The organism is Janthinobacterium sp. GW821-FHT03A03, from assembly GCF_059421435.1.
In genome coordinates this window covers 192,653-217,225 of sequence record NZ_JBWKUZ010000008.1, presented here as the reverse complement: position 1 = coordinate 217,225, position 24,573 = coordinate 192,653, and the positions used below count along the sequence as shown (strand labels likewise).

Here is a 24,573-nt window from a genome sequence, read left to right as displayed (position 1 = left end):
TTGAGTAACACGTTACTAGTAAATGAAAACGGAGAACCAAATGGACTTTAGCATAAAAGCATTCGATACCAAGAGCACCCTCGGCACGGCCAAAAGCGGATGCATCGCGGTTGCGGTATTCGAAAACAAAAAACTGTCGCCAGCGGCAAAATCGCTGGACAGCAAGGGTGCGATTTCGGCTGCGCTGAAGTCCGGCGACATCAGCGGCAAGCCAGGCAGCACCTTGCTGCTGCGCGCCATCGATGGTGTCGCCGCCGAACGCGTTCTGCTCGTCGGCATGGGCAGCGATGAAACCGTCAGCGAAAAAAGCTTCGCTACCGGTGTACAAGCGGCGCTGAAGGCCTTTGGCTCCCTGGGCGCTGCGGACGCCATTATCGCATTACCGCTGACGGATGTGAAAGAGCGTGACGTAAATTGGGCAATCCGTTGCGTGGTGCAAGCCGCCCATGACAGCGAATACCGCTGCGACTCGCAAAAAAGCAAAAAAGATCCGGCGCCGGCAGGCGTGCGCAAGATCGTCCTGTCGGCACCTGCGACGGCCGCCACGCGCGGCGCGCTGGCGCAAGCCATCGCCATCGCCAACGGTTCCGACCTGACGCGCAATCTGGGCGACCTGCCGGCCAACATCGCCAATCCGACCTACCTGGCCCACACGGCCAAGCAACTGGCCAAGGATTACAAGTTTGAAGTCGAAGTACTCGACCGCAAACAGCTCGAAGCGCTGAAAATGGGCAGTTTCCTGTCCGTCACCAACGGCAGCGAGCAGCCGCCGAAGTTCATCGTCCTGAAACACATGGGCGGCAAGGCCAAGGATGCGCCGGTCGTCCTGGTCGGCAAGGGCATCACCTTCGACACGGGCGGCATTTCGATCAAGGCCGGTCCCGGCATGGACGAGATGAAGTACGACATGTGCGGCGCCGCGTCGGTGCTGGGCACCTTCCGCGCCATCGGCGAAATGAGCCTGAAGCTGAACGTGATCGGCGTCATCGCCGCGTGCGAAAACATGCCGTCGGGCCGCGCCACCAAGCCGGGCGACATCGTCACCTCGATGAACGGCCTGACCATCGAAGTGCTCAACACCGACGCCGAAGGCCGCCTGGTCCTGTGCGACGCGCTGACCTACGCCGAACGCTTCAAGCCGGCAGCCGTGGTCGATATCGCCACCCTGACGGGCGCCTGCGTCATCGCCCTGGGCCACCACAACAGCGGCCTGTTTACGCGCAGCGACGCGGCGCATGACCAGCTGGCCAATGAACTGCTGGCGGCCGGCAAGCAGGCCAGCGACACCGCATGGCGCATGCCGATCGAAGAAGCCTACAACGAGCAGCTGAAGTCGAACTTCGCCGACCTGGCCAACATCGGCACGCCGGGCGGCGGTTCGGTGACGGCGGCGGCCTTCCTGGAAAACTTCACCAAGAAGTACACCTGGGCCCATCTGGACATCGCCGGCACGGCATGGAAATCGGGCGGCTCGAAGGGCGCGACCGGCCGTCCAGTGCCACTGCTCACGACGTTCCTGATCAACCGCGTGTAAGGAAACGCCAGACCAAACCTGCTGCGCGGGGCTATTGGCGGCCGGCGATGCTCGCTGTACCTGAAGTACAGCTGCGCTTCTCGGCCACCACTAGCTCCCGCTCGCGACGGTTTTGTCAGGCGTCGTGACACCGTAAAAAAAAACCGCCAGGTCTTGCGACCATGGCGGTTTTTTTTATGCGCAGCGCATGAATCAGTAGACGACGCGATCGGGAATCGGCAGCGGCGCCACCTTCGGCTGCACCACCGCTTCCGGCACGGCGGCCGCCGGCGGCGGTGCGGGAACCGGCGCCGGCGGCGCCATGCGCGCCGGGTCCTGCATGACGATCGTCAGGACCGACGGGTAGTCAAAGCCGGCGCCCGTGTTGCGGTCGACGAAATAGCCGACGCCCAGGGTCAGGATGACGTTGCCCCACACGCTGGCATTGAGCTTGGGATCGATGCTGTCATCGACGGCGACGGCGGGCGAGCCGTGCTTGCGGCAATCGACCTTCAGCGGTTCGCGGCTCTTGCGGATGGTGATGCGCCCGGGCGTGGTGACGAACCACTTGCCGACGTCGTTGCTGAGTATGCAGCCGGCGCCATTGAGCTCGCGGTTATCCAGGATGGTTTGCACCAGCACCATCTGATCGGCATTGCCCGTCAGGGTGGCGCAGCCGCCCAGGCCGGACAGCAGTATCGCCTTGGCGGCAAGGATGGCGGCGGAACGGAAGCCACGCATGGGTAGCTCGCTTAACGGACGGGAATCGGCTGCTCGCCGGGCACGGCGACGGCAGTGACGCTGTTTTTCGGGCTGCCTTCGATCAGGCGGTCGGAATACACGAGGTAGACGAGCGCATTGCGCTTGCTGTCGACCATGCGCACCACGCGCACATGCTTGAAGAAGATCGAGGCACGCTCGGTAAACACTTCTTCCTGGCGCGGCAGCTTGCCCTTGAACTGCAGCGGCCCCACCTGGCGGCAGGCCACGGCCGCATCGGCCTTGTCTTCGGCCAGGCCGACGGCGCCCTTGATGCCGCCCGTCTTGGCGCGCGACAGATAGCAGCTCACGCCCGCGACGCGGGGATCGTCGTAGGCTTCGACGACGATCTTGTGATCCGGGCCGATCAGTTTGAACACCGTGTCGACGGAGCCGATGGTTTCGGCATGCGCCGCGGCACAGGCAAAGCCCAGCACGAATGCGGCAGGCAGCAATTTACGCATGAAGAGTATCCCTGGCACGCACGCGGGCGGCCATCAGTTGATGGGGGCAAATCGCTGCACCATGACGCCTTCGACCTCGATCAGCTGAAAGAACACGTCTTTCGGCCGCGTCCAGATCGAACCGTCAGCGGCGCGATAGACGATCATCGGCGTCAGGTCCGCTTCCAGCGTGGCTTCGCACACCAGTTCGTAAATGCCGCCCTTGTAGTGCCGATAACGCATCGCCGCCCCCTCAAGCCGTGGAATCTTCGCTCTTGTCGTCAGCCAGTGCCTTCTGCTTCATCTTCAAGCCCTGGATCACCTTCAAAATGCCTTCCATGCCGGCCGCGCCATCGGCGCTGCTGAAGGCGTCGAGCACCTCATTGAGTACCTTGTTGCGCACGGTCGCTTCATCGGACGACATTTCCAGGGCACGCTGCGCCTTCGCCGCCTTTTCGGCCGCGCTGACCCGCGGCTTGGGAGCCGTCTTGCCATGCGTCAGAGCTGCCTGCCAGATAACCCAGCGGCGCTGGGTTTCAAAAATCAGGTACTCATCCGGTTTGTCTTCTCTTCGCCGCACAATGTGGCCGTCACGCTGCGCCCACGCTTCAAATGCAGTTCGCATTTTCTTCCTTTGCAAATGCTACGCGCAAGTCTCACTATTAAAACTGCAACATTTCAAAATAGTACCATCTATTGATGTCGCAAAACAGTCTCATAGATATAGTACTGCAATTTATATAACAAGTCTGGCGGCGCCAGGGATGGAATCGCTGCTCCGCCCCGGGCACAGTGGTCATGTAATCGGAATAGCAATTACAACTAATTACAACTGCTTCCTGTTGATTTCCTACGTTGGCAGTAACAAAACCGTGTGACACAGTTGTTACATTGTGCCATTTTAGTAGTTTTTATCGCGTCTTAGCGAGAAACTTTACACGTTTCTCGCGTTAAAAGACGATACGCATCATACCGTGCCGGCCACTTATGCCAAATCAAACATAGGGGTTGATCAATCATACACAAAAACATAATATTCATGCGCCACGATTGGCTAAAAATAAATACTTTTTCTACATTCATTTTCCCTCCCAGCAAATAAAGCGCCTGGCCGGCAAGCCTGGCACGACGCCGGCGACACGCATGCGGTAAGATTCGCGCCTATCGACACCTGATCGCCACCTACTCAAGCAAGGATTTTTCCCCATGAAACTAGCCACCTGGAACGTCAACTCGCTGAAAGTGCGCCTGCCGCAAGTGCTGCAGTGGCTGACAGATAATCCGGTCGACATACTCTGCCTGCAAGAGACCAAGTTGACGGACGACAAGTTTCCCGTCGCCGAGATCGAGGCGGCCGGCTACCAGGTCGTCTTCAGCGGCCAGAAAACCTACAACGGCGTGGCCATCCTGTCGAAACTGCCGATCACGGACGTGGTGAAGAACAACCCGCGCTATGAAGATGCGCAGCAGCGCATCCTGGCCGCCAGCATAGGCGGCGTGCGTGTCGTCTGCGCCTACGTGCCGAACGGCCAGAGCGTCGACTCGGACAAGTATGAATACAAGCTGGGCTGGCTGGCCGCCCTGCACGACTGGCTGGCCGAAGAAGCGCAGCAGCACCCGCAGCTGGCCGTGGTGGGCGACTACAATATCGCGCCCGACGACCGCGACGTGCACGACCCCGTCGCCTGGGCCGGCCAGGTGCTGGTCTCGGACAAGGAACGCGCCGCCCTGCAGCGCCTGTTCGACATCGGCCTGACGGATTCCTTCCGCCTGTTCGAGCAGGCGGAAAAATCGTTCAGCTGGTGGGATTACCGCCAGCTGGGCTTCCGCCTGAACAAGGGCCTGCGCATCGACCATATCCTGCTGTCGCCGGCCCTCGCCGCGCGCTGCAAGGCCTGCGTGATCGACCGCCTGCCGCGCAAGTGGGAACAGCCGTCCGACCATGCGCCCGTCGTGGCGACGATCGATTAACTAAGGACCACCCGCTGCAGCAACGATTGCGCATTCGCTGCAGGCACGGGCGCGGAAAACAGATAGCCCTGCGCATAGCGGCAGCCATGCGCCTGCAGCAGGGCGAACTGCTCCTCCGTCTCCACGCCCTCGGCCACGGTCGACAATTGCAGGCTGTCGGCCAGCGCGATGATGGCCGAGACGATGGCGCGGTCTTCCGCGCTGTGCTCGAGGTCCTTGATGAAGGCGCGGTCGATCTTGACCTTCTTCACGGGGAAGCGCTTCAGGTAAGCCAGGCTGGAATAGCCGGTGCCGAAATCATCGATCGACAGGCGCAAGCCCATGCCATTGATCTGCCGCAAAATCTCCAGGGTATGTTCGCCATGCTGCATCAGCGCCGTTTCCGTGATCTCGAATTCCAGCAGCGCCGGATCGATGCCCGTTTCCCGCACCACGGCGGCTATGGTCGCCACCAGGCCCTTGTGCATGAACTGGCGCGGTGACAGGTTCACGGCCAGCGGCACCGGCTGCAGGCCCTGGCGCTGCCACGCCATGCTTTGCTCGCACGCCTGGCGCATCACCCACTCGCCAACCGGCACGATCAGGCCGTTTTCCTCCATGATGGGAATGAAGCGGTCCGGCAGCACCAGGCCGTGGCCGGGACGACGCCAGCGCAGCAGCACCTCCATGCCGTGCAGGCTGCGCGTGGCGATATCGATGACGGGCTGGTAATACAGCTCGAACTGGTCCTGCGCCAGCGCCGTGCGCAAGCTGCTTTCCAGGTCGAAGTGCAGGGCCGCGGCCTGGTTCATCGTCTGCGTGAAGAACTGGTAATTGTTGCGGCCATTGCCCTTGGCGTGATACATGGCCGCATCGGCATGGCGCATCAGGGCGTCGACGTCGCCGCCGTCGTCCGGATACACGCAGATGCCGATCGACGGGGTGATGTGCAGCACGTGGCCGTCCAGCGGGAAGGCCGGCATCAGCGACTCGATGATTTTCTCGGCCACGCGCGAGGCTTCCTCGGCGCCGCGGATGCCCGGCACCAGCACGACGAATTCATCGCCGCCCAGGCGCGCCACGGTGTCGCTGGCGCGCACGGCGCGGCACAGGCGGCCGGACACTTCCTTGAGCAGCAGGTCGCCCGTCATGTGACCGAGCGAATCGTTGATGGTCTTGAAACGGTCCAGGTCGATGAACATCACGGCCAGCTTGCGCTCCGAGCGCTGCGACGCCAGCATGGCCCGCTCCAGGCGGTCAGACAGCAGCGCGCGGTTCGGCAATCCCGTCAGGTTATCGTGGTACGCCATATGGTGCACGCGCGCCTCGGCCTGGCGCCGCTCGACGATTTCCCCCTGCAGCAGCAGGTTCGCGCCGGCCAGTTCGGCCGTGCGTTCATGCACGCGCAATTCCAGCTCGTCGCGCGCGCGGCGCACCGCCTCGGCCGCCTCGCGCCGCGCCGTCACGTCGTCGACCAGCCACACGGAACGGCCATGCGCATGCGCCAGATCAAAGGGACGTCCCGACAGGCGCGCCCAGAAGCGGCTGCCATCCTTGCGCACCAGCTGGTACTCCGACATGTGCACGCGCCCCGCGCCGAAGTCGCGCTCCGTTTCGCTGCGCGCCGCCTTCCAGGCCGCCACGTCCGGATACAGCGCCTGCACGGACAGGCCGTTGATCTCGCCCGGTCCATAGCCGAACAGCTCTTCCATCTTGCTGTTGCTGCGCAAATTATGGCCGCCCTCCACCACCGAGATGCCCAGCACGGCGCTGTCGAGGATGGCCTGGTTTTCCAGCAGCGCGTTGCGCAAGGACTCCTCGGCGCGCTTGGCTTCGGTGCGGTCCTCGATGATCCAGATGGTGCCGGCGGCCGGATCGTCGGGATTGACGACATAGGCGATCAGCTGCGCCCACAGGGTGCTGCCGTCGCGGCGCATCATCTCCACTTCCGTCTGGAAAGGCTTGGCCACGGAGAGGAAGGGGAAAGCCGCCGCGCCCAGCAAGTCGTAGGACTGCTGCGACACGTACAGCGCGCGCCCGGGCAGGCCCAGCGCCTCGTCGCCGCTGTAGCCGAACATCGTGGCAAAGCCCAGGTTGTAGCGCGTGATCTGGCGGTTCTTCGTGTACAGGATGCTCACCGAGGCATTCGTCATGATGGCCGCCACTTCCATCTGCGCCTGGCGGCTGGCGGTAATGTCTTCGAGGATCCAGATGGCACCCTGCTCGCTGTGCGCCTGGTCGACGGCCTTGGCGCGGATGCGGCACCAGAACAGCGTGCCGTCGCGGCGGCGGAACAGCGACTCGTCCTGCTCGTACGGCAAGCCCTGCCCCAGCAACGGCGTGGCCTGCACGCCGAACTGCGCGTAGGCGGCGGGCGAGGGAAACAGTTCGGCGGCGGGCAGGCCGATCATCTCGTCCTGCGTGTAGCCGAACATTTCGGCGAAGCGGGGATTGCAGCGCAGGACCAGGCGCGAACGCGAGAACAGGATGCCGACGGAAGCGTTATCGAGAATGGCCTGCTGCTCCAGCATCAGCTGGCGCATCGCCTCCTCTGCCGCCTTTTGCGCGCTGCGGTCATCAAACAGCCAGATCGTGTCGCGCAGGGCGCGGTCGGGCTGGTTTTCCGGATTGAGCACATAGCCGTACGCCAGCGCCCAGAAGGTCGAGCCGTCGCGCCGGCGCATCTCCATCTCGCCCTGGAACGGCAAGCCGCGCCGCAGCAGGGGCGCCGCTTGCCGCACCACGTTCTCGTAGGCCGCGCGCGACGGGTACAGCTCGGCGACAGCCAGACCCACGCCGCTGTCGCCGTCAAAGCCGAAGCATTCGGCAAAGCGCCGGTTGTAGCGCAGCACGCCCTTGTCGCGCTGGAAGCCGATGGCCAGCGGCGCGTTGTCCATCACGGCCTGCATTTCCAGCACGGCGCGGCGCAACTGGTCCTCGTCGCGCCGGTGGTCGCTGATATCCTCGACGATCCATACCGTGCCGTCATGCGTGTTGAGCGGATCGACGGCGCGCCCGTGCAGGCGGCTCCAGAACAGCGAGCCATCCTGGCGCCGCAATTCCAGCTCCGTGCGGTACGGCTTGCCCTTCGAGAGCAGCGGCGCCGCTTCCAGTCCCAGCACGCGGCAATGCTCGGCGGAGCGGTACAGCACCGCGCCCGGCATGCCCGTCAGCTGGTGGCGCGCATAGCCGAACATTTCGGCGGCGCGGATATTGCACTCCTCGATGAAGCCGCCCTTGGAAAAGACGATGCCGACGGCCGCGCTCTCCAGGATGGCCTGCTGCTCGAGCAGGGTCTTGCGCAAGGCCTGCTGGTCGCGCTGCTGCACGCTGATGTCCGCAAACACGAGCGTCGCGCCGGGCAAGCCGTCGCCCACGGGCAGCGGCTTGGCCCACACCTGCACGGCAATGGCACCCGTCTCCCCTTCGAGGCTGCTGTCCCAGCGCCGCTCGCGCCCGGCCGCCCCCAGCGCGCCGCGCAACATGCTGCTGCTCGACGCGCGGTAGGCATCGGTAAAACAATCGGCCAGCAAGCGGCCCGACACATCCCGGCCCAGCAAGTCGACCAGGGCGCCATTCGCCGCCACCACCATGCCGCAGGCATCGCAGGCGCACGCCGGCAAGGCGATCAGCTGCAAGGCATCGGCGATAAAATCGGGGCTGGTCGGTACGCGGTTCATGGACACCGTGAGTCGGTTGGTAGCGGTCGGGCATGCGCCTGAGCAATATATTCCTCAGGCATCATGGTGCTGCTAGATCATAAACCAGTTTCCGGGGGTTTTTTCATATTCCTTCTTGGCAATATCTGAAACACCACAGACCACTTGCAACATGCATGTTGCAACGGTGTTGCATATCAAAAAGATGAAACAAATCGTTTAGAATAAAGCATGCGCCGCCCTCCCCAGCCCCCGCTCGACCATCGCGACAAACCCGTCATCTGGACCGTCTCCGTCTCGCGCCTGTTCGACCTGTTCCGCGACATCACGCTCGAATACGATGATCTGGCGACGATCGAGCCGATCAACCTGGGCTTCGACGACGCCGTGCGCCACATCCGCGAGCGCATGGCCACGGAGCGCTGCGACGCCGTCATCGCGGCCGGCTCGAACGGCGCCTACCTGAAAGGCCGGCTGTCGGTACCGGTCATCATCGCCAAGGCCAGCGGCTACGACGTGATGCAGGCGCTGGCGCGCGCGCGGCGCATCTCGCCGCACATCGGCGTCGTCACCTATCAGGACCCGATGCCGGAACTGGGCGAATTTGCCGCCACCTTCGGCTTCCAGATCGCGCAACGCACCTACGCCACCGAAGAAGACGCGCGCGCGCAGATCAATGAACTGAAGGCAGAGGGCGTCAAAGCCGTCGTCGGCGCGGGCCTCGTCACCGACCTGGCCGAGGAGGCAGGGCTGGCCGCCGTCTTCGTGTATTCCGCCACCTCGATCCGGCGCGCCTTCGACGACGCGCTGGAACTGGCGCGCCTGACCCAGCTCGAATCGAACCGGGGACGGCGCACGGTGGTGGCCGATACCCTGCGCGCGCGCCACGGCCTGCACGACCTGCGCGGCGAATCGGAGGCGATGGAAGCGCTGCGCCAGTCGGTGGTGCTGTTCGCCCGCTCGCCGGCGACGGTGCTGATCCAGGGCGAGACGGGCAGCGGCAAGGAGCTGGTGGCGCAGGCCATCCACCGCGAAAGCCCGCGCAGCCTGGGCGCCAACCGCCCCTTCATCGCCATCAATTGCGGCGCCATCGCCGAGTCCCTGCTGGAGTCGGAGCTGTTCGGCCACGAGGACGGGGCTTTTACGGGCGCGCGCCGGGGCGGCCATGCGGGCCTGTTCGAAGCGGCCAACCACGGCACCCTGTTCCTCGACGAAATCGGCGAAATGCCGCTGGCCCTGCAAACGCGATTGCTGCGCGTGCTGGAAGAGCGCGAAGTGGTGCGCGTGGGCGGCACGCGGCCTATCGCCATCAATGTGCGCATCATCAGCGCCACGCACTGCGACCTGGAGCAGCGCATCCGCGAAGGCCGCTTCCGCGCCGACCTGTTCTACCGCCTGGCCGTGCTGCGCCTGCATTTGCCGGCCCTGCGCGAACGCGCCAGCGACATTCCCGGCCTGGCCGAATGGTCGCTGAAAAACGCCCTGGCCGCGCTGGGCGCCCGCCCGCATCCGAACCTGCACGCGGAAATCCAGGCCTGCGCGCCGCTGCTGCGCCGCTACGGCTGGCCCGGCAACGTGCGCGAACTGCGCAACCTGGCCGAAAGGCTGGCGCTGTTCCTGGCCGCCGAACCGCTGCAGGCGCTGACGCCCGCCTTCGTGCTGGGCGTGGCGCCCGAACTGGCCCATGGCGCCGCCGCGCCCACCGCGCTGGCGGTACCGGCTGCCGCCGCACCGCCGCGCCCGGAAGACGAAAGCGCCAGCGCAGTACTGGCGCGCTTCGGCGGGCGACGCGACGCAGCCGCCCATTACCTCGGCATCAGCCGCACCACCCTGTGGCGCCGCCTGCGCGCCGGCTGATTTTTCAGCCATACAAAAGAGCCCTTGGACGAATGGCCTCACCCGCACGATTATGGCAGCGCGGCACGGGACACGGGGGCGCGGGCGGCACCAGCGGACTGGCTCGCACCAGGACGTGCCGTCCGCCGCTGACCTGCGCCATCACGAGCAGCACGGCTACCTGGTGCCGCGCGTGAAGGCCGCCTGCAGCCTGTAGCCCCTTACTTCAGCGCGGGGATCGGCTGCGCCTGGAAGGCCGGGCGCGGCTGCTCCCTGAGCTTTTTCGCCAGCATGTCGAGCGCCACGTCCAGCTGGCGGTCGGCGCCATTGAAGGTGGCGTGCGGCGGATTGTCCACCTCGACGTCCGGCACCACGCCCACGCCTTCGATCAGCCACTGGCCGTCGATGCCGAACTGGCCGTTTTCCGCCACGCGCGCCATGCCATTATCGGCCAGGCGCGTATTGTCGCTGAGCCAGACGCCGGCGCCGGCCGTGCGCTTGCCCACCAGCGGCGCCAGTTTCAATGCCTTGATGCCGGCGGCGAAGGTCTCGCCATCCGAATACGTGAGTTCATCGACCAGCACCACCAGGTGGCCGCGGAAGGTGTTCTGCATGTTCGTCGATGGCTGCACGCCCGGCGGCGCCCAGTAGGCCCAGGCCTTGCGCAGCAGCTTTTCGATGATCCAGCTGTCGATATTGCCGCCGTTATTGCGCCGCACGTCGATGATCAGGCCTTCGCGGTTGATGTTGGCGTAAAAATCGCGCGCGAACGAGGCGATGTCGTTCGGCCCCATGGCGCGCAGGTGCAAGTAGCCGATGCGTCCCTGCGAGACGGCCGCCACCTGCTCGGCGCGGCTCAGTTCCCAGTCGCCATAGCGCAGCGCCGTCTGTTTTGCCATGTTGACGGGCGTGACGATGACGGCGCGCGGCGCGCCCCCCTTGCCATTACCGCGTTTGACCTGCAACAAGACCTGCTTGTCGGCCTGGTTCAGCAGCAGGTCGCTGATGTCGCGCGCGCCCAGGACGTCCTTGCCGTTGACGGCCGTGATCACGTCGCCTTCGCGCACGTCGACCTCGGGGCGCGACAGCGGCGCGCGCGCCGACGGCAGTTCCGCCTCGCTGCGGTAGACATGCTCGACACGATAGCCCTCGTTTGTGCGCGCCAGCACGGCGCCCAGGCCCGCCGGCGTGCCTTCCTGCTCCGTGCGGCGCAATTCGCCGGGACGGATCTGCGAATGCAGGGCGCCCACCTCGGCCACCATCATGCCCAGCACGTCATTGAGCTCGGCCCGGTCCGTGACCCGCTCGACCAGCGGCGCATACTTGTCGCGCGCCGCCTTCCAGTCCACGCCGCGCATCTTCGCGTCGTACAGGAAGTCGCGATGCAGGCGCCACGCGTCGTTGAACATCTGCTTCCATTCCAGGCGCGGATTCGACACAAACGTCCAGTCGTCGACTTTTACTTTCGCCTTCGACAGGTCGGACGGCAGCTTGGCGCCCGCCTCGATCACCAGCATCTCGCCCGGCCCCGTGGCCGTGGCCGTGCGGTAGTACAGGTGTTTTTTATCCGTCGCCAGGTCGAATTCGCGCACACTGGCCACCAGCAGTTCCGGCTTGGAGCCGGTATTGCCGATGGCAAGCGTCTTCAGGCTGGACTTGTTCTCGCCGCTTTCGCGCTCGAGGAAATACAGGCGCTTGTCATCCATGGCCAGCGCGCTGTAGTTGCCCGCAGCCAGCGGCACCTCGTACAGGCGCTCGGCCAGGCCCTTGAAGACGACATCCGGCAGGGCGGCCGGCGCTTTCTTCACGGCCGCCTTGCCGCCGGCCTTTTCCAATGCCTTTTCCGCCGCCGATTCGGCCGCCTTTTCATCGTCCGTCTCGGCCGGTTTCACTCCCGGACGGCTCAGCTCATCGTCGGGCTGGAAGGGGAAGCGGTTGCCCGGCTGCAATGCCAGCGCATACACGCCGGTGCGCTTGTCGAACACGGGCCCCATGTTGCGGTCGCCCCATGGCGAACCGTTGGCCAGCTGGAAATTGCGCGCCGACATGAAATACAACCAGCGCCCGTCCGGCGAAAACACGGGCGAGCCGGAGGTATAACGGTCGCTGGTGACGAACTGCAGCTGCTTCGACGCCAGGTTGTACAGGCCGATCTGCTCGCGCTGCTCATTGCTGGCCACGCGCACGATGGCCAGGTTGCGGCTGTCGGGCGACCATTGCACTTCATCGTGCTTGTCCACGCCCGCCTTGCCCGCGTCGTCGATCAGCTGGTTGCCTTTTGTTGCCAGGTCCAGCAGCCAGAAACGGCCCTTCTTGTCCGTGTGCGCCAGCCAGCGTCCGTCCGGCGACGGGTACAGCTTCCAGCGGTGATTGTCTCCCTGCGTCGTCAGTTGCTCGCCCTTGCCCGAGCCGTCGGCGGCAAACTTCCATATCTCGTTTTCTCCGCTCGTGTCGACGATGGCATAGACGGACTTCTCGTCGCTGGAAAAGACGGCGTCGCGCGCCCTTGCCCCTTCCGGAATGGCGATGTCGACGCGGCGCAGGCTGCCCGTGCCGGCGATGCTGACGCGGCCCCTTGCAGTGAGGATGATGCGCTCATCCTTGCCCGACACCTGGACATTGCTCAAGGTATCGAGCGGCGAGCGGATCTGGCGCGTGCGCTGCTGGTCGAAATCGGACACGAGGCTGATCGGCAATGGCGACGAGTCCGTTCCTGCGGCCAGGTCCAGTACCCGCAGGTCTGCGCCCAATTGATACACAATCTTGCCATCGCCCAGGGACGCGTTGCGCACGTCCCACTGCGTGTGGCGGGTCAACGCGCGGCGGTCGGAACCGTCGGGCAGCATGCTCCACAGATTGTCGCTGCCGCCCGCGTCGCTGATGTAGTAGACGCGGCCCTGCCACCACATGGGGCGCTTGTTGTTGCCGGCCTGCACGGCCGCATCCGTGTGCATGGGCATGGCCTCAGCCTTGCCATCGAGCGTATAGCGCCACAGGGTCGCATGCGCGCCGCCCCGGTAGTTGCGCACGTTGTCGTTGGTCACGGCCAGGCCGAAGCGCGTGAAATACAGGGTCGTGCCGGCGTCGTCGAGCACGGCGTCGTTGGCGTCGGCCACGGGAAACACGCGCCGCGTCAGTTTTACCGGATCGATGGCGGCGACGATGCGGCGCGAGGCGGGGCCATCCGTATTTTGCGTGCTGACCAGCACTTCGCCCTGTGCCGTCCAGCCCAGCACCAGCACGCCGCCATTGTCAAACGAGATGCGGCGCGGCAAGCCGCCCGCCAGCGGCATCACATATGCTTCCTGCGCCCCTTCGTAGGCGGCGGAAAACGCCAGCCACTGGCCGTCGCGCGAAATCGCCGCGTTCGTTTCATAGCCGGGATGCGTGGTCAACCGCTGCGCCGCGCCGCCGCGCAAATTGCTTTTCCACAAGTCGCCTTCGGCCGTGAAGACGATGGTATCGCCGCGCACGGCGGGAAAACGGAAATAGCTGGCGGCGGGCGCGACGGCAGCGGCGGCGCTGCCCAGCAGGCCGGCGGAAAACAGGAGGGAGGCAAGGGTGCGGGAGATGGTCATGTAAGCGGTCTTTCAACGAGCTAAGGAAACGACGTGGGGCCAGGCCGACATCGGGATATCGATTCTTGCATAGCTTGCGGAAAAGAAATACCTATTTTTAAATAAGGATATTTACACAACAATTTCCATAGCACGCTTTCCGGACATAAAAAAACCCGCGCCACTTGCGTGGGCGGGTTCTTGGGTCGCGCGTGGCGCTGCGGTCGATTACTCGACTTCCACCGTTTCCGGTGGCGCCGTCGGCGCCGCGTCTGGCGGTTCCGGGAATTCCAGCAAGACCTGGTCCTTGTCGTCGAGATCGACAGTGACCTTGCCGCCGGACACCAGGCGACCGAACAGCAGTTCGTCGGCCAGCGCCTTGCGGATCATGTCCTGGATCAAACGCGACATCGGCCGCGCGCCCATGAGCGGATCGAAACCTTTCTTGCCGAGGAAGGCACGCAGCTTCTCGGTAAACACGGCTTCCACCTTTTTCTCGTGCAACTGCTCTTCCAGCTGCATGAGGAACTTGTCGACCACGCGCAGGATGATTTCCTGGTCCAGCGCGCGGAAACTGATGGTGGCATCGATACGGTTGCGGAACTCCGGCGTGAACATGCGCTTGATGTCGGCCATCTCGTCGCCAGCCTGTTTCGAGCTGGTAAAGCCGATGGACGCCTTTTGCAGGCTTTCCGCGCCCGCATTCGTCGTCATGATGATGATCACGTTGCGGAAATCGGCTTTGCGGCCATTGTTGTCCGTCAAGGTGCCGTGATCCATCACTTGCAGCAGGATATTGAAAATGTCCGGATGGGCTTTTTCAATTTCATCGAGCAGCAAGACCGCGTGCGGCTTCTTGGTGATCGCTTCCGTCAGCAGGCCGCCCTGGTCGAAACCGACGTAGCCCGGTGGCGCGCCGATCAAACGGCTGACGGCATGGCGCTCCATGTATTCCGACATGTCGAAACGGATCAGCTCGATGCCGAGGATGAAGGCCAGCTGTTTCGCCACCTCGGTCTTGCCGACGCCCGTCGGACCGGAGAACAGGAAGGAGCCGATCGGCTTGTCCGTCTTGCCCAGGCCGGCACGGGCCATCTTGATGGCCGAGGCCAGCGCGTCGATGGCCGGATCTTGCCCGAAAACAACATTACGCAAGTCGCGGTCTATCGTCTGCAGCTTGCTGCGGTCGTCCTGGTTGACCGTTTGCGGCGGAATGCGGGCGATCTTGGCGATGATGTCCTCGATCTCGGCCTTGCCGATGGTTTTCTTCTGCTTCGACTTCGGCAGGATGCGCTGCGCCGCGCCCGCTTCATCGATGACGTCGATCGCCTTGTCGGGCAGGTGGCGGTCGTTGATGAAGCGCGCCGCCAGTTCGGCCGCCGTCGACAGGGCCGAGGCCGAGTATTTCACGCCATGGTGCTCTTCGAAGCGCGACTTGAGGCCGCGCAAGATCTGCACGGTTTGTTCGACGGTCGGCTCGTTGACGTCCACTTTCTGGAAACGGCGGCTCAGGGCATGATCTTTCTCAAACACGCCGCGGAATTCCGTGTACGTGGTCGCGCCGATGCATTTCAGTTGACCATTCGCCAGTGCCGGTTTCAGCAGGTTGGACGCGTCCAGCGTGCCGCCCGACGCCGAACCCGCACCGATGATGGTGTGAATCTCGTCGATGAACAGGATGCCGTTCGGATTGTCCTTCAATTGCTTGAGCACGGCTTTCAGGCGCTGTTCGAAGTCGCCGCGGTACTTGGTGCCGGCCAGCAAGGCGCCCATGTCCAGCGAATACACGACGGCATTCTGCAGGATTTCCGGCACGTCGCTTTGCGTGATGCGGTAGGCCAGGCCTTCGGCGATGGCGGTCTTGCCCACGCCCGCCTCGCCGACGAGCAGCGGATTGTTCTTGCGGCGGCGGCACAGGATCTGGATCACGCGGTCGACTTCATCCTCGCGGCCGATCAGCGGGTCGATCCGCCCTTCGGCCGCGGCCTTGTTCAGGTTCTGCGTGAACTGGTCGAGCGGGCTTTCCTTCGGCTGGCCGTCGACGGGCGCTTCTTCCACGCCTTCGGAGGCTTTCGCGCTTTCCGTCGACTGGTCCTTGCGCACGCCGTGCGAGATGAAGTTGACCACGTCCAGGCGCGTCACGCCCTGCTGGTGCAGGTAGTAAACAGCATGCGAGTCCTTTTCGCCGAAGATGGCCACCAGCACATTGGCGCCCGTGACTTCCTTCTTGCCATTCGAGGCGGACTGGACATGCATGATGGCGCGCTGGATCACGCGCTGGAAACCAAGCGTCGGCTGGGTGTCGACTTCGCCCGTGCCAGGCACGGTCGGCGTGTTATCGCCGATGAAATTGGTGAGGGTCTTGCGCAGGTCTTCAATATTGACCGCGCAGGCACGCAATACCTCCGCTGCGGAGGGATTATCCAGCAGTGCCAGCAGTAAATGCTCAACCGTGATGAATTCGTGCCGTGCCTGTCGAGCTTCGACAAACGCCATGTGCAAACTTACTTCTAATTCCTGCGCAATCATACTTCCTCCATCACGCACTGCAGGGGGTGCCCCGCCTTGCGCGCATGCGTTAAAACGAACTCCACTTTGGTACACGCTATATCTTTAGAGAACACGCCGCACACTCCTTTGCCGTAGCGATGAACACTGAGCATGATTTGCGTCGCCGTTTCACGGTCCTTGTTGAAATACTCCTGAATGATGGCCACCACAAATTCCATCGGGGTGTAGTCGTCATTGAGCAAGGCCACCTGGTAGAGCGGCGGCGGCTTCAGTACTTGCCGCTCCAGCAGGGTTTCTGTGTCGTGCTTGGTTGCCATACGCTTATTCTAATGCTTTCACAGTGGTTGTCATGCGCTATATCTGCGCGTTTCCAATTGTTTTCAATCTTACGCGTTTTCTTAATACTGCGCAGATGGCGACCTTGCCGCCGAAATCAAGAGTTGCTTTTTTGGTCGTCGTGAAGAATTTGGCAATATCGATGGAAAAGCGCTTGACTTCATTATTTATTCCGCCAACAATGCTGTATCGACTGTTGCAGTAATGTACAGCTTGATAAGAAGTGAGACGTCGAGGAGGGGGCAAGAAGCTTCTTGCTTTTATGGCTCGTGTGATTTGTTTTAATTTTGAAAGTTCTTTTTATGGCAACAGGTACAGTTAAGTGGTTCAATGATTCCAAAGGCTTTGGCTTCATCACTCCAGATGATGGCGGCGAAGATTTGTTTGCTCATTTCTCCGCAATCAACATGAACGGTTTCAAGACCCTCAAAGAAGGTCAAAAAGTTCAATTCGAAGTCACGCAAGGCCCTAAAGGCAAGCAAGCTTCCAACATCCAGGCAGCCTAAGCATCCCCTGCCCTCAGATGTGAAAAACCCCGTTTCCTTGAAGCGGGGTTTTTTTTCGCCCGCAGGGTGCGCCGCACCCTGCCCGCCCCTCTTGTTACATGTGCTCGATCATCACGTTGCCGAAGCCGGAGCACGACACCTGCGTGGCGCCCTCCATCAGGCGGGCAAAATCGTAGGTGACGCGCTTCGAGGCGATCGACTTTTGCATGGAGGAAATGATCAGGTCGGCCGCCTCCAGCCAGCCCATGTGGCGCAGCATCATTTCCGCCGACAGGATCAGCGAACCGGGATTCACATAGTCCTTGCCCGCGTACTTGGGCGCCGTGCCGTGCGTCGCTTCAAACATGGCGACGGAATCGGACAGATTGGCGCCCGGCGCGATGCCGATGCCGCCCACCTGCGCCGCCAGCGCGTCGGAAATGTAGTCGCCGTTCAGGTTCAGGGTGGCGATGACGCTGTATTCGGCCGGACGCAGCAGGATTTGTTGCAGGAACGCGTCAGCGATGGAATCCTTGACGATGATGTCGCGCCCCGTCTTCGGATTCTTGAACTTGCACCATGGTCCGCCATCGATCAGCTCGGCACCGAATTCCTTTTGCGCCAGAGCATACGCCCAGTCGCGGAAGCCGCCCTCCGTGTACTTCATGATGTTGCCTTTGTGCACGATCGTCACGGACGGCTTGTCATTGTCGATCGCGTACTGGATGGCCTTGCGCACCAGGCGCTCCGTGCCTTCGATGGACACGGGCTTGATGCCGATGCCCGACGTGGCGGGAAAGCGGATCTTCGTCACGCCCATTTCCCTGACGAGGAAATCGATGAGCTTTTTCGCCCCTTCGGAACCTTGCTGGTATTCAATGCCGGCATAGATGTCTTCCGAGTTTTCGCGGAAAATCACCATGTCCGTCTTTTCCGGCTCTTTCACGGGCGACGGCACGCCCGTGAAGTAGCGCACGGGGCGCAGGCACACGTACAGGTCCAGCTGCTGGCGCAGGGCCACGTTCAGCGAACGGATGCCGCCGCCGACGGGCGTCGTCAGCGGGCCCTTGATGGAAACCACGTAGTCTTTCAGTACCTGCAGCGTTTCTTCCGGCAGCCACACGTCGGGACCGTACACATTCGTCGATTTTTCGCCCGCATAGATTTCCATCCAGCTGATCTTGCGCGCGCCGCCGTAGGCCTTGGCCACGGCCGCGTCGATCACCTTGATCATGACCGGGCTGATATCGATGCCCGTGCCATCGCCCTCGATGAAGGGAACGATGGGATTATCTGGTACATTCAGCGAAAAATCGGCGTTGACGGTGATTTTTTGGCCGTCAGCAGGTACAGTGATATGTTGGTACATCGTGATCTCCGAAGTGGGACGCGGCGTGGGCAGCCTCGGCGGCCCGGCGACGCGCTCTGCGGTTGCAGAGTTTACAAAAACAAGTCTGAACATGGCAGCAACAACGCACTTTAGCAGGGAAAGCACACCCAGGCCATCCGCATGGCAATACCGGCCGCGGCGCCAAAGAACCTTATCGCAACGCCGGCCTCAAGTCTTCTATAAGACATAAGACCAATATTTCACATTATGCACCAGTATCTTACAAGGCGCCACGCTTTTGCGGCGCCAACCAGCAGCCACCATCGTTTGCATCAATTAAGCCACCAGCATGCCACTCATTCTCTTCAATAAACCATTCCAGGTCCTGTGCCAGTTTTCACCGCAGGACGGCCGCGCCACCCTGGCCGACCACATCACCATACCCGGCATCTATCCGGCCGGCCGGCTCGACGCCGACAGCGAAGGCTTGCTGCTGCTGACGGACGACGGCCGCCTGCAGCATGAGATCAGCCACCCGGACCGCAAGGAAGCGAAAACCTACCTGGTACAGGTCGACGGCGTGCCCGACGCGGCCAGCCTGGCGCGCCTGCAGGCACCGCTGGACCTGGGCGACTTCATCACCAAGCCGTGCAAGGCCGTGCGCATCGCCGAACCGGACTGGCTGTGGCCGCGCAATCCTCCCATCCGCGCGCGCGCCGACAAGCCCACGTCCTGGCTGGCGATCACCTTAAAAGAGGGCAAGAACCGGCAAGTGCGGCGCATGACGGCCGCCGTCGGCCTGCCCACCCTGCGCCTCGTGCGCAGCGCCATCGGCCCCTTTTCGCTGGCCAGCCACCCCTTGCTGCCCGGCGAATGGTGCGAAGTACCCGCCGAAAACATCGGAAAAGCGTGAACGGGACAAGAAAAATAGCTTTCCTTCTGGAAATTTACCAATAAGCACTATTTATTTTTAGATAATGCACTAGAATCATCATCACCTTAACTTATTGAGAAGGAAAGATGATGACAAAAGTAATGCTCGCCCTGGCCGCCTCCCTGCTTGCTGGCGCCGCACTGGCGCAATCGGGCGCTAAGGTGCACGCTTCCGCCGCGACCGATGCCGTCAAGCCGCCGCCCGCCTCGGCCGCCAGCCATGCCTCGGCCGCCACCGACGCCGTCAAGCCGGTGCCGCCGGCATCGGCCTCCGTCAATGCGTCGGCCGCGACAGATGCAGCACGCGCATCGAGCAAGGCCTCGGCCGCAACCGATGCGCCGCGCCCGATTCCCCAGGCGCGCAAGACGACGCAGCCGGCCGCTGACGCAGGCAAGCCCGTGAAATAAGGACGGTCCCCGGGGTGACGGCAGCGACGATGTTGCTGTCACCCCACGCTTTCGGCGCACCCAGGCGGCATGCTTGACCAGGCAGCCGCCAGCATGGCCTAATCGCCGCTTTGCAGCTTCCGTCCCGCCCCATGAAAAATTCCCTTCGTCGTCTCAGCCTGTCCATCGCCGTGGCGGCGTGCGCCAGCATTGCGCAAGCGCAAACACCAACAGGCAAGAGCTTGCAATTATCGGCCGGCATGCATCTGATCCAGGCGGAAGTGGCCGCCACGCAAGCGCAGCGCGAACAAGGCTTGATGTACCGCGAAAAAATGCCGGCCAATGCGGGCATGCTGTTTGTTTTCAGCAATCCATCGACGCAATGCATGTGGATGAAGAACACGCCGCTGCCCCTGTCCGTCGCCTTCATCGATGCGGATGGCAAGATTGTCAACATTGAAGACATGCAGCCGCACACGCTGGACAGCCATTGCTCCGCGAAGACCGTGCCCGTGCGCTATGCGCTGGAAATGCACCTGGGCTGGTTCAGTCAGCGCCATATCAAACCGGGCATGGCCATCGGCAACCTGCCGGCGGCACGCTAGGCGGGGGCAAGCCGCCGCTGGCGGACGCGGCCGCGAAAAAACGCGAAAAAACCCGCCAGAATAAATCTGCGGGTTTTTGCTTTTCAACCAGTGCCAGCGTACCGGCACAGGCAAGGCCACCTTGGCGGCTTGCCTGCTGGCGAATATTAAGCGGACAGTGCTTTCAAAGCAGCTGCCAGACGGCTCTTATGGCGAGCTGCCTTGTTTTTGTGAATGATCTTCTTGTCAGCGATACGGTCGATGGTCGACACGGATGCCTGGAAGATTGCAGCAGCAGCTGCCTTGTCGCCGCCCTGGATCGCTTTGCGAGCAGCTTTGATAGCCGTGCGCAAGGTCGAACGTTGGGACGAATTGTGTGCGTTTTGCTTAACTGCTTGACGAGCGCGTTTGCGCGCTTGTGCGGTATTTGCCATGGAATTTCCTAAAACAGGGTCAAAGTGCGTTTGCAAACATTAGTGTTTGCCAACCGGTGCGTTCTGTGCGTCTGCCGAACCATGTGTGCCAAACCAGTGCCTGTCAAACATTAGTGTCTGCGTAACAGAATTCTGTACAGCCTTCGATTATAGCGATATTTTCAAGCGGGGGCAAATCAAAAAACCGTGCCTGATGCCAAAAACACCCGAAAATGGGCCTGGCAAGGGCGAATCGGCAGCAATTGTTACCATATTTTAAGCGTTTAACGGTACCGCGCCCGGCTATAATCTGCCCCCATGAACTTGCTTAAAACCCTCGCCGCCATTTCCAGCATGACCATGCTGTCCCGTGTAACCGGATTATTGCGCGAAAGCCTGTTCGCGCGCGCCTTTGGCGCCGGCGCCTACACGGACGCCTTCATCGTTGCCTTCCGCATCCCCAACCTGCTGCGCCGTTTGTTTGCCGAGGGCGCGTTCTCGCAAGCCTTCGTGCCGATCTTGTCGGAATACAAGAACCAGCACGGGCAGGAGGCGAGCAAGCAGCTGGCCGACCATGTCGCCACCACCCTCGTCTGGGCCACCCTGCTGGTGTCGGCCATCGGCATCGTCGGCGCGCCGTGGTTCGTCTACGTGATCGCCACGGGCCTGTCCAAGGACCCGGGCGCTTTTGATGCGGCCGTGTGGATGACGCGCCTGATGTTCCCTTATATTAGCTGCATGTCCTTCGTCGCCCTGGCCGGCGGCATTTTGAATACCTGGCGCGAATTCAAGATTCCCGCGTTTACACCGGTGCTGCTGAACCTGTCATTCATCGCCGCCTCGCTGTTCCTCGCGCCCTACCTGAAACAGCCGATCTACGCCATGGCCATCGCCGTGTTCGCCGGCGGCCTGCTGCAGGTGGCCATCCAGATTCCCGCGCTGATCAAGATCGGCATGCTGCCGCGCCTGTCGATCAACCCGGCCATCGGCCTGTCCGACGGCGGCGTGCGCCGCGTACTGAAGAAAATGGGACCGGCCGTGTTTGCCGTCTCGGCGGCCCAGATCAGCCTGATGATCAACACCAGCATCGCTTCGCGCCTGACGGAAGGCAGCATTTCCTGGCTGTCGTATGCGGACCGCCTGATGGAGTTCCCCACCGCCATGCTGGGCGTGGCCCTGGGCACCATCCTGCTGCCCAGCCTGTCAAAGGCGAACGTGGATGGCGACAGGACGGAATACTCGGCCCTGCTGGACTGGGGCTTGCGCCTGACCTTTTTGCTGGCCCTGCCCGCCGCCGTCGGCATGGCCACCCTGGCCACGCCGCTGATCGCCACCCTCTTCCACTACGGCAAGTTCACGGCCGAATCGGTGACCATGTCGACGCAGCCGCTGGTGGCCTACAGCCTGGGTTTGATCGGCATCATCCTCGTGAAAACCCTGGCGCCCGCCTTCTATGCGCGCCAGGACATCCGCACGCCCGTCAAAATCGCCCTCGGCGTGCTGATCGCCACCCAGTTGATGAATCTGCTGTTCGTGCCTTACATCGCCGTAGCCGGCCTGGCCCTGTCGATCGGCCTGGGCGCCTGCCTGAATGCCAGCTTCCTGTACTGGGGCTTGCGCAAGCGCGGCATCTACCAGCCGAAACCGGGCTGGGCCAAGTTTTTCCTGCGCCTGCTGCCGGCGCTCATCGTCATGGGCGGCGTGGCGGCCCTGGGAGCGACACGCATCGACTGGATCGCCATGCAAGCCCATCCGCTGCTGCGGGCCGGCGCCCTGGCCATGGTGGTGGCCGTGTGCGGCGCGGCGTACTTTGCCACGCTGTTCCTCGTTGGCTTCCGCTTCCGCGACTTCAAGCGCAGCGCATGACAAGCTGCGCAGGACGTTGTTGCCTGCGTCTCGCCGTACTGCCGTACTGTCTTCGACCCGGCGCCTAGTCCTGCGCAGCTTGTCCGGATTGCGCAGGACGTTGTTGCCTGCGTCTCGCCGTACTGCCGTACTGTCTTCGACCCGGCGCCTGGTCCTGCGCAGCTTGTCCATCCAGACAAAAAAAAACCCGCCGAAGCGGGTTTTTTTCATTGCGGCGCAAGCTTAGTCAGCTTTCTTGGCGCGGCGGCGTGCCACGGCGCCAACCAGTGCCAGGCCGCCGAGCAGCATGCCGTAGGTTTCTGGTTCTGGTACTGGCAGGGCCGAAACCGTGCCTACGTATTGAACATTTTTCACCAGGGTCAGGCCCGTGACTTGCACCGTGTAGGTGCCGGCGGCCAATTGACCGGCCCAGCTCAGATTCTGGATGCCGTCAGCCGTGCTCTTGGCCAGGCTGCCATAGCCGACCAGGGTCGCGGCGAAATCCTTGATCGCGCCGTTCGCCACGGAGAACGTTTGCAATGCACCGAACGAGGTCGACGATGGTGCCAGCAACTGGAAGGTCCACGAATCATTGATCGCCGAATTGATGGCGAACTTGGTCGTGAAAGCCGACAGGGTGTCCGAACCGGTTGGGTCCAGGATGCCCAGGTCGTAAGTTGCTGCCGACGCGCTGAACGATGCTGCTGCCATGATGCCTGCAGCGATAAATTTCAATTTCATAGTTTATCCCTTAAAAAGTAATTTATGGCTGCGATGCGCAGGCCACCAATAGTTTTAGTACCGGAAGTACTGACAGGAATGGTAGCATAATTGCATCAAATTAATTATAAATATTTTATCTAAGTTTCGTATGTGATAACTATTTTCAAAATGAAATATTTGCCACTATCTATGAATTTCTGCAGAAGAATAGTTGCCAGCACATTCATCTATTTTTCCGTGCTTTACGGTGGAACTACCGGCTCTGCAGCGTTTTCAGCGGGATTTTGTGGTTCAGGCTGTTCAAATGGCTCAGCCGGCTCAGGTTCTTGCGGTGGAGTAACAGGGCGGGAAAACAACGGCGATGCCGGCAGGTCCGGTGCAATGGCGGTTTCATTGCCAGCCGGCATGGCTGCCGGTTCCGCAAACTGCCCGGATGGCGGGCGGGCATCGGCCATGAAGCGCCATTCCGAGAAATGCGCCTTGCCTTCAAAACCGGTGTAACGGGCGTCGAAGTTGCCCACCTTTAAAGGCGCCGCCTGCGACAGGCTGTGCACGCCGATGATGCCCTTGCCGCCTGGCTGGTACAGCAAACCCCACTCGGCGCGCCCCGTGACGGGATCGACGAACAGCTTGCGCAAATGCCGGCGCACTTGCGGAAAGCGGGGATCGCGCAGCAAGGCGGCCAGATCCGGCGGCTGTTGCGGCTGGCCTGGCGGCGTGGCGGCCGCATAGCTGTACAAGGCGTCGGAAAACTGGGCGCCGATATCGAGCAATTCCTGCTCGGCCGCCTGGCGCTGCAGCAAGGAGCCCATCTTCAGGCCGGCCGCGCCAACCATGCCCAGAATGGCCACCACGATGATCAGGCCCAGGTAAGTAAAGCCGCGCTGGCGGCGCGCAGAACGAGGCATGGCCGCTACCAGTCGGCGAACGGCGTGCCGCTGCGGTCCTTGCCCGGCGCGCCGCTTTTCACGTCATACACCTGGCCCGGCGTGTCGTCGGGCGGCGGCACGATGAGCCAGCTGCTGTCGCTGTCCGTGATGGGATCGATGGGCATGGCGCGCAGGTATTTCTTGTCCACCAGTTGCTCCAGGGAATCTGGATAGCGGCCCGTATCGCCGTGGAACTGGTCGATGGTCGTGCGCAGATTGCGCAGGTTATCCGCCAGCACGGTTTCCTTCGCCTTGTCCAGGCTGGGAAAGTAGCGGGGAACGGCCAGGGTCAGCAGCAGCGCCACGATGCCCAGCACCACCAGCAGTTCGATCAGGGTAAAGCCGCGCGCACGGCGCGGGGCGTTTTCAGCGGGCATGGT

21 protein-coding genes are annotated in these 24,573 nt (G+C 62.5%); 8 read left to right on the top strand and 13 right to left on the bottom strand.

The window, feature by feature from the left end; genetic code table 11:
• Window positions 1–40: 40 nt before the first annotated feature.
• Window positions 41–1,534 carry a leucyl aminopeptidase gene (locus tag AC07VI_RS17380; RefSeq protein WP_492992990.1) on the top strand — a complete coding sequence of 498 codons (1,494 nt, stop codon included), beginning with the start codon at window positions 41–43 and terminating at the stop codon, window positions 1,532–1,534.
• 192 nt (window positions 1,535–1,726) lie between these two features.
• Here AC07VI_RS17380 and AC07VI_RS17375 read toward each other — a convergent pair whose 3' ends face one another.
• Genes AC07VI_RS17375 through AC07VI_RS17360 form a run of 4 tightly spaced genes read right to left on the bottom strand, consistent with a single transcriptional unit; the run spans window position 1,727 to window position 3,340 of the window.
• Complete coding sequence (locus AC07VI_RS17375; protein ID WP_193068936.1) at window positions 1,727–2,254, bottom strand: hypothetical protein; 528 nt, start codon at window positions 2,252–2,254, stop codon at window positions 1,727–1,729.
• A gap of 11 nt (window positions 2,255–2,265) precedes the next feature.
• Window positions 2,266–2,736, bottom strand: coding sequence for a CreA family protein (locus AC07VI_RS17370; RefSeq protein WP_086147359.1), 471 nt, complete (start codon window positions 2,734–2,736; stop codon window positions 2,266–2,268).
• A 33-nt stretch (window positions 2,737–2,769) separates the two neighbouring features.
• Window positions 2,770–2,958 (bottom strand): DUF1653 domain-containing protein, encoded by a 189-nt coding sequence (locus AC07VI_RS17365; RefSeq protein WP_034782199.1) that lies wholly within the window; start codon window positions 2,956–2,958, stop codon window positions 2,770–2,772.
• Between the two features lie 10 nt (window positions 2,959–2,968).
• On the bottom strand, window positions 2,969–3,340 hold the full coding sequence (locus tag AC07VI_RS17360) for a phiTE_015 family protein (RefSeq protein WP_086147360.1): 372 nt from the start codon (window positions 3,338–3,340) through the stop codon (window positions 2,969–2,971).
• Window positions 3,341–3,921: 581 nt separating this feature from the next.
• Here AC07VI_RS17360 and xth point away from each other — a divergent pair.
• Window positions 3,922–4,686 carry an exodeoxyribonuclease III gene (xth, locus tag AC07VI_RS17355; protein WP_086147361.1) on the top strand — a complete coding sequence of 255 codons (765 nt, stop codon included), beginning with the start codon at window positions 3,922–3,924 and terminating at the stop codon, window positions 4,684–4,686.
• On the opposite strand, the gene AC07VI_RS17350 is transcribed toward xth, so the two are convergent.
• On the bottom strand, window positions 4,683–8,345 hold the full coding sequence (locus tag AC07VI_RS17350) for a sensor domain-containing protein (RefSeq protein WP_086147362.1): 3,663 nt from the start codon (window positions 8,343–8,345) through the stop codon (window positions 4,683–4,685). The genes xth and AC07VI_RS17350 overlap by 4 nt on opposite strands.
• A gap of 210 nt (window positions 8,346–8,555) precedes the next feature.
• On the opposite strand from AC07VI_RS17350, the gene prpR reads away from it, so the two are divergent.
• Entirely contained in the window at window positions 8,556–10,181 is a 1,626-nt protein-coding gene (prpR, locus tag AC07VI_RS17345; protein ID WP_086147363.1) for a propionate catabolism operon regulatory protein PrpR, read from the top strand.
• A gap of 200 nt (window positions 10,182–10,381) precedes the next feature.
• Here the strand turns inward: prpR and AC07VI_RS17340 are convergent, their stop codons facing one another.
• From AC07VI_RS17340 to clpS, 3 genes are all read right to left on the bottom strand, one after another.
• Entirely contained in the window at window positions 10,382–13,738 is a 3,357-nt protein-coding gene (locus AC07VI_RS17340) for a S41 family peptidase (protein WP_492992987.1), read from the bottom strand.
• Between the two features lie 207 nt (window positions 13,739–13,945).
• Entirely contained in the window at window positions 13,946–16,246 is a 2,301-nt protein-coding gene (gene clpA / locus AC07VI_RS17335; RefSeq protein WP_086147365.1) for an ATP-dependent Clp protease ATP-binding subunit ClpA, read from the bottom strand.
• Window positions 16,243–16,545, bottom strand: a complete 303-nt coding sequence (gene clpS / locus AC07VI_RS17330; RefSeq protein ID WP_034751577.1) for an ATP-dependent Clp protease adapter ClpS — start codon at window positions 16,543–16,545, stop codon at window positions 16,243–16,245. The genes clpA and clpS overlap by 4 nt, the downstream gene beginning before the upstream one ends.
• Window positions 16,546–16,866: 321 nt before the next feature.
• Between clpS and cspE the strand changes: the two genes are divergently transcribed.
• Window positions 16,867–17,070, top strand: a complete 204-nt coding sequence (cspE, locus tag AC07VI_RS17325) for a transcription antiterminator/RNA stability regulator CspE (protein ID WP_010395943.1) — start codon at window positions 16,867–16,869, stop codon at window positions 17,068–17,070.
• A 94-nt stretch (window positions 17,071–17,164) separates the two neighbouring features.
• On the opposite strand, the gene icd is transcribed toward cspE, so the two are convergent.
• Window positions 17,165–18,418 carry an NADP-dependent isocitrate dehydrogenase gene (gene icd / locus AC07VI_RS17320; protein WP_086147366.1) on the bottom strand — a complete coding sequence of 418 codons (1,254 nt, stop codon included), beginning with the start codon at window positions 18,416–18,418 and terminating at the stop codon, window positions 17,165–17,167.
• 310 nt (window positions 18,419–18,728) lie between these two features.
• Here icd and AC07VI_RS17315 point away from each other — a divergent pair, with 310 nt between their 5' ends.
• From AC07VI_RS17315 to AC07VI_RS17305, 3 genes are all read left to right on the top strand, one after another.
• Window positions 18,729–19,292, top strand: coding sequence for a pseudouridine synthase (locus AC07VI_RS17315; protein WP_086147367.1), 564 nt, complete (start codon window positions 18,729–18,731; stop codon window positions 19,290–19,292).
• Window positions 19,293–19,399: 107 nt separating this feature from the next.
• A complete protein-coding gene (locus AC07VI_RS17310; RefSeq protein WP_492992984.1) occupies window positions 19,400–19,720 on the top strand; it encodes a hypothetical protein in 321 nt (106 codons plus the stop codon).
• Between the two features lie 131 nt (window positions 19,721–19,851).
• A complete protein-coding gene (locus AC07VI_RS17305) occupies window positions 19,852–20,304 on the top strand; it encodes a DUF192 domain-containing protein (RefSeq protein WP_492992982.1) in 453 nt (150 codons plus the stop codon).
• A 146-nt stretch (window positions 20,305–20,450) separates the two neighbouring features.
• Here the strand turns inward: AC07VI_RS17305 and rpsT are convergent, their stop codons facing one another.
• A complete protein-coding gene (gene rpsT, locus AC07VI_RS17300; RefSeq protein WP_010395935.1) occupies window positions 20,451–20,717 on the bottom strand; it encodes a 30S ribosomal protein S20 in 267 nt (88 codons plus the stop codon).
• A gap of 297 nt (window positions 20,718–21,014) precedes the next feature.
• Between rpsT and murJ the strand changes: the two genes are divergently transcribed.
• Entirely contained in the window at window positions 21,015–22,562 is a 1,548-nt protein-coding gene (murJ, locus tag AC07VI_RS17295) for a murein biosynthesis integral membrane protein MurJ (protein ID WP_492992980.1), read from the top strand.
• A 222-nt stretch (window positions 22,563–22,784) separates the two neighbouring features.
• On the opposite strand, the gene AC07VI_RS17290 is transcribed toward murJ, so the two are convergent.
• From AC07VI_RS17290 to AC07VI_RS17280, 3 genes are all read right to left on the bottom strand, one after another.
• Window positions 22,785–23,282 carry an FxDxF family PEP-CTERM protein gene (locus tag AC07VI_RS17290; RefSeq protein ID WP_086147370.1) on the bottom strand — a complete coding sequence of 166 codons (498 nt, stop codon included), beginning with the start codon at window positions 23,280–23,282 and terminating at the stop codon, window positions 22,785–22,787.
• 224 nt (window positions 23,283–23,506) lie between these two features.
• A complete protein-coding gene (locus AC07VI_RS17285; protein WP_492992978.1) occupies window positions 23,507–24,172 on the bottom strand; it encodes a type II secretion system protein in 666 nt (221 codons plus the stop codon).
• Window positions 24,173–24,177: 5 nt separating this feature from the next.
• Window positions 24,178–24,570: a type II secretion system protein gene (locus tag AC07VI_RS17280; protein WP_086147372.1), complete on the bottom strand. Its 393-nt coding sequence runs from the start codon at window positions 24,568–24,570 to the stop codon at window positions 24,178–24,180.
• Window positions 24,571–24,573 lie beyond the last annotated feature (3 nt).

What these genes read in the sequence shown, in the direction of transcription:
- AC07VI_RS17380 (WP_492992990.1), top strand. Translation starts at nt 41, where the DNA reads ATGGACTTTAGCATAAAAGCATTCGATACCAAGAGCACCCTCGGCACG.
- AC07VI_RS17375 (WP_193068936.1), bottom strand. Translation starts at nt 2,254, where the DNA reads ATGCGTGGCTTCCGTTCCGCCGCCATCCTTGCCGCCAAGGCGATACTG.
- AC07VI_RS17370 (WP_086147359.1), bottom strand. Translation starts at nt 2,736, where the DNA reads ATGCGTAAATTGCTGCCTGCCGCATTCGTGCTGGGCTTTGCCTGTGCC.
- AC07VI_RS17365 (WP_034782199.1), bottom strand. Translation starts at nt 2,958, where the DNA reads ATGCGTTATCGGCACTACAAGGGCGGCATTTACGAACTGGTGTGCGAA.
- AC07VI_RS17360 (WP_086147360.1), bottom strand. Translation starts at nt 3,340, where the DNA reads ATGCGAACTGCATTTGAAGCGTGGGCGCAGCGTGACGGCCACATTGTG.
- xth (WP_086147361.1), top strand. Translation starts at nt 3,922, where the DNA reads ATGAAACTAGCCACCTGGAACGTCAACTCGCTGAAAGTGCGCCTGCCG.
- AC07VI_RS17350 (WP_086147362.1), bottom strand. Translation starts at nt 8,345, where the DNA reads ATGAACCGCGTACCGACCAGCCCCGATTTTATCGCCGATGCCTTGCAG.
- prpR (WP_086147363.1), top strand. Translation starts at nt 8,556, where the DNA reads ATGCGCCGCCCTCCCCAGCCCCCGCTCGACCATCGCGACAAACCCGTC.
- AC07VI_RS17340 (WP_492992987.1), bottom strand. Translation starts at nt 13,738, where the DNA reads ATGACCATCTCCCGCACCCTTGCCTCCCTCCTGTTTTCCGCCGGCCTG.
- clpA (WP_086147365.1), bottom strand. Translation starts at nt 16,246, where the DNA reads ATGATTGCGCAGGAATTAGAAGTAAGTTTGCACATGGCGTTTGTCGAA.
- clpS (WP_034751577.1), bottom strand. Translation starts at nt 16,545, where the DNA reads ATGGCAACCAAGCACGACACAGAAACCCTGCTGGAGCGGCAAGTACTG.
- cspE (WP_010395943.1), top strand. Translation starts at nt 16,867, where the DNA reads ATGGCAACAGGTACAGTTAAGTGGTTCAATGATTCCAAAGGCTTTGGC.
- icd (WP_086147366.1), bottom strand. Translation starts at nt 18,418, where the DNA reads ATGTACCAACATATCACTGTACCTGCTGACGGCCAAAAAATCACCGTC.
- AC07VI_RS17315 (WP_086147367.1), top strand. Translation starts at nt 18,729, where the DNA reads ATGCCACTCATTCTCTTCAATAAACCATTCCAGGTCCTGTGCCAGTTT.
- AC07VI_RS17310 (WP_492992984.1), top strand. Translation starts at nt 19,400, where the DNA reads ATGATGACAAAAGTAATGCTCGCCCTGGCCGCCTCCCTGCTTGCTGGC.
- AC07VI_RS17305 (WP_492992982.1), top strand. Translation starts at nt 19,852, where the DNA reads ATGAAAAATTCCCTTCGTCGTCTCAGCCTGTCCATCGCCGTGGCGGCG.
- rpsT (WP_010395935.1), bottom strand. Translation starts at nt 20,717, where the DNA reads ATGGCAAATACCGCACAAGCGCGCAAACGCGCTCGTCAAGCAGTTAAG.
- murJ (WP_492992980.1), top strand. Translation starts at nt 21,015, where the DNA reads ATGAACTTGCTTAAAACCCTCGCCGCCATTTCCAGCATGACCATGCTG.
- AC07VI_RS17290 (WP_086147370.1), bottom strand. Translation starts at nt 23,282, where the DNA reads ATGAAATTGAAATTTATCGCTGCAGGCATCATGGCAGCAGCATCGTTC.
- AC07VI_RS17285 (WP_492992978.1), bottom strand. Translation starts at nt 24,172, where the DNA reads ATGCCTCGTTCTGCGCGCCGCCAGCGCGGCTTTACTTACCTGGGCCTG.
- AC07VI_RS17280 (WP_086147372.1), bottom strand. Translation starts at nt 24,570, where the DNA reads ATGCCCGCTGAAAACGCCCCGCGCCGTGCGCGCGGCTTTACCCTGATC.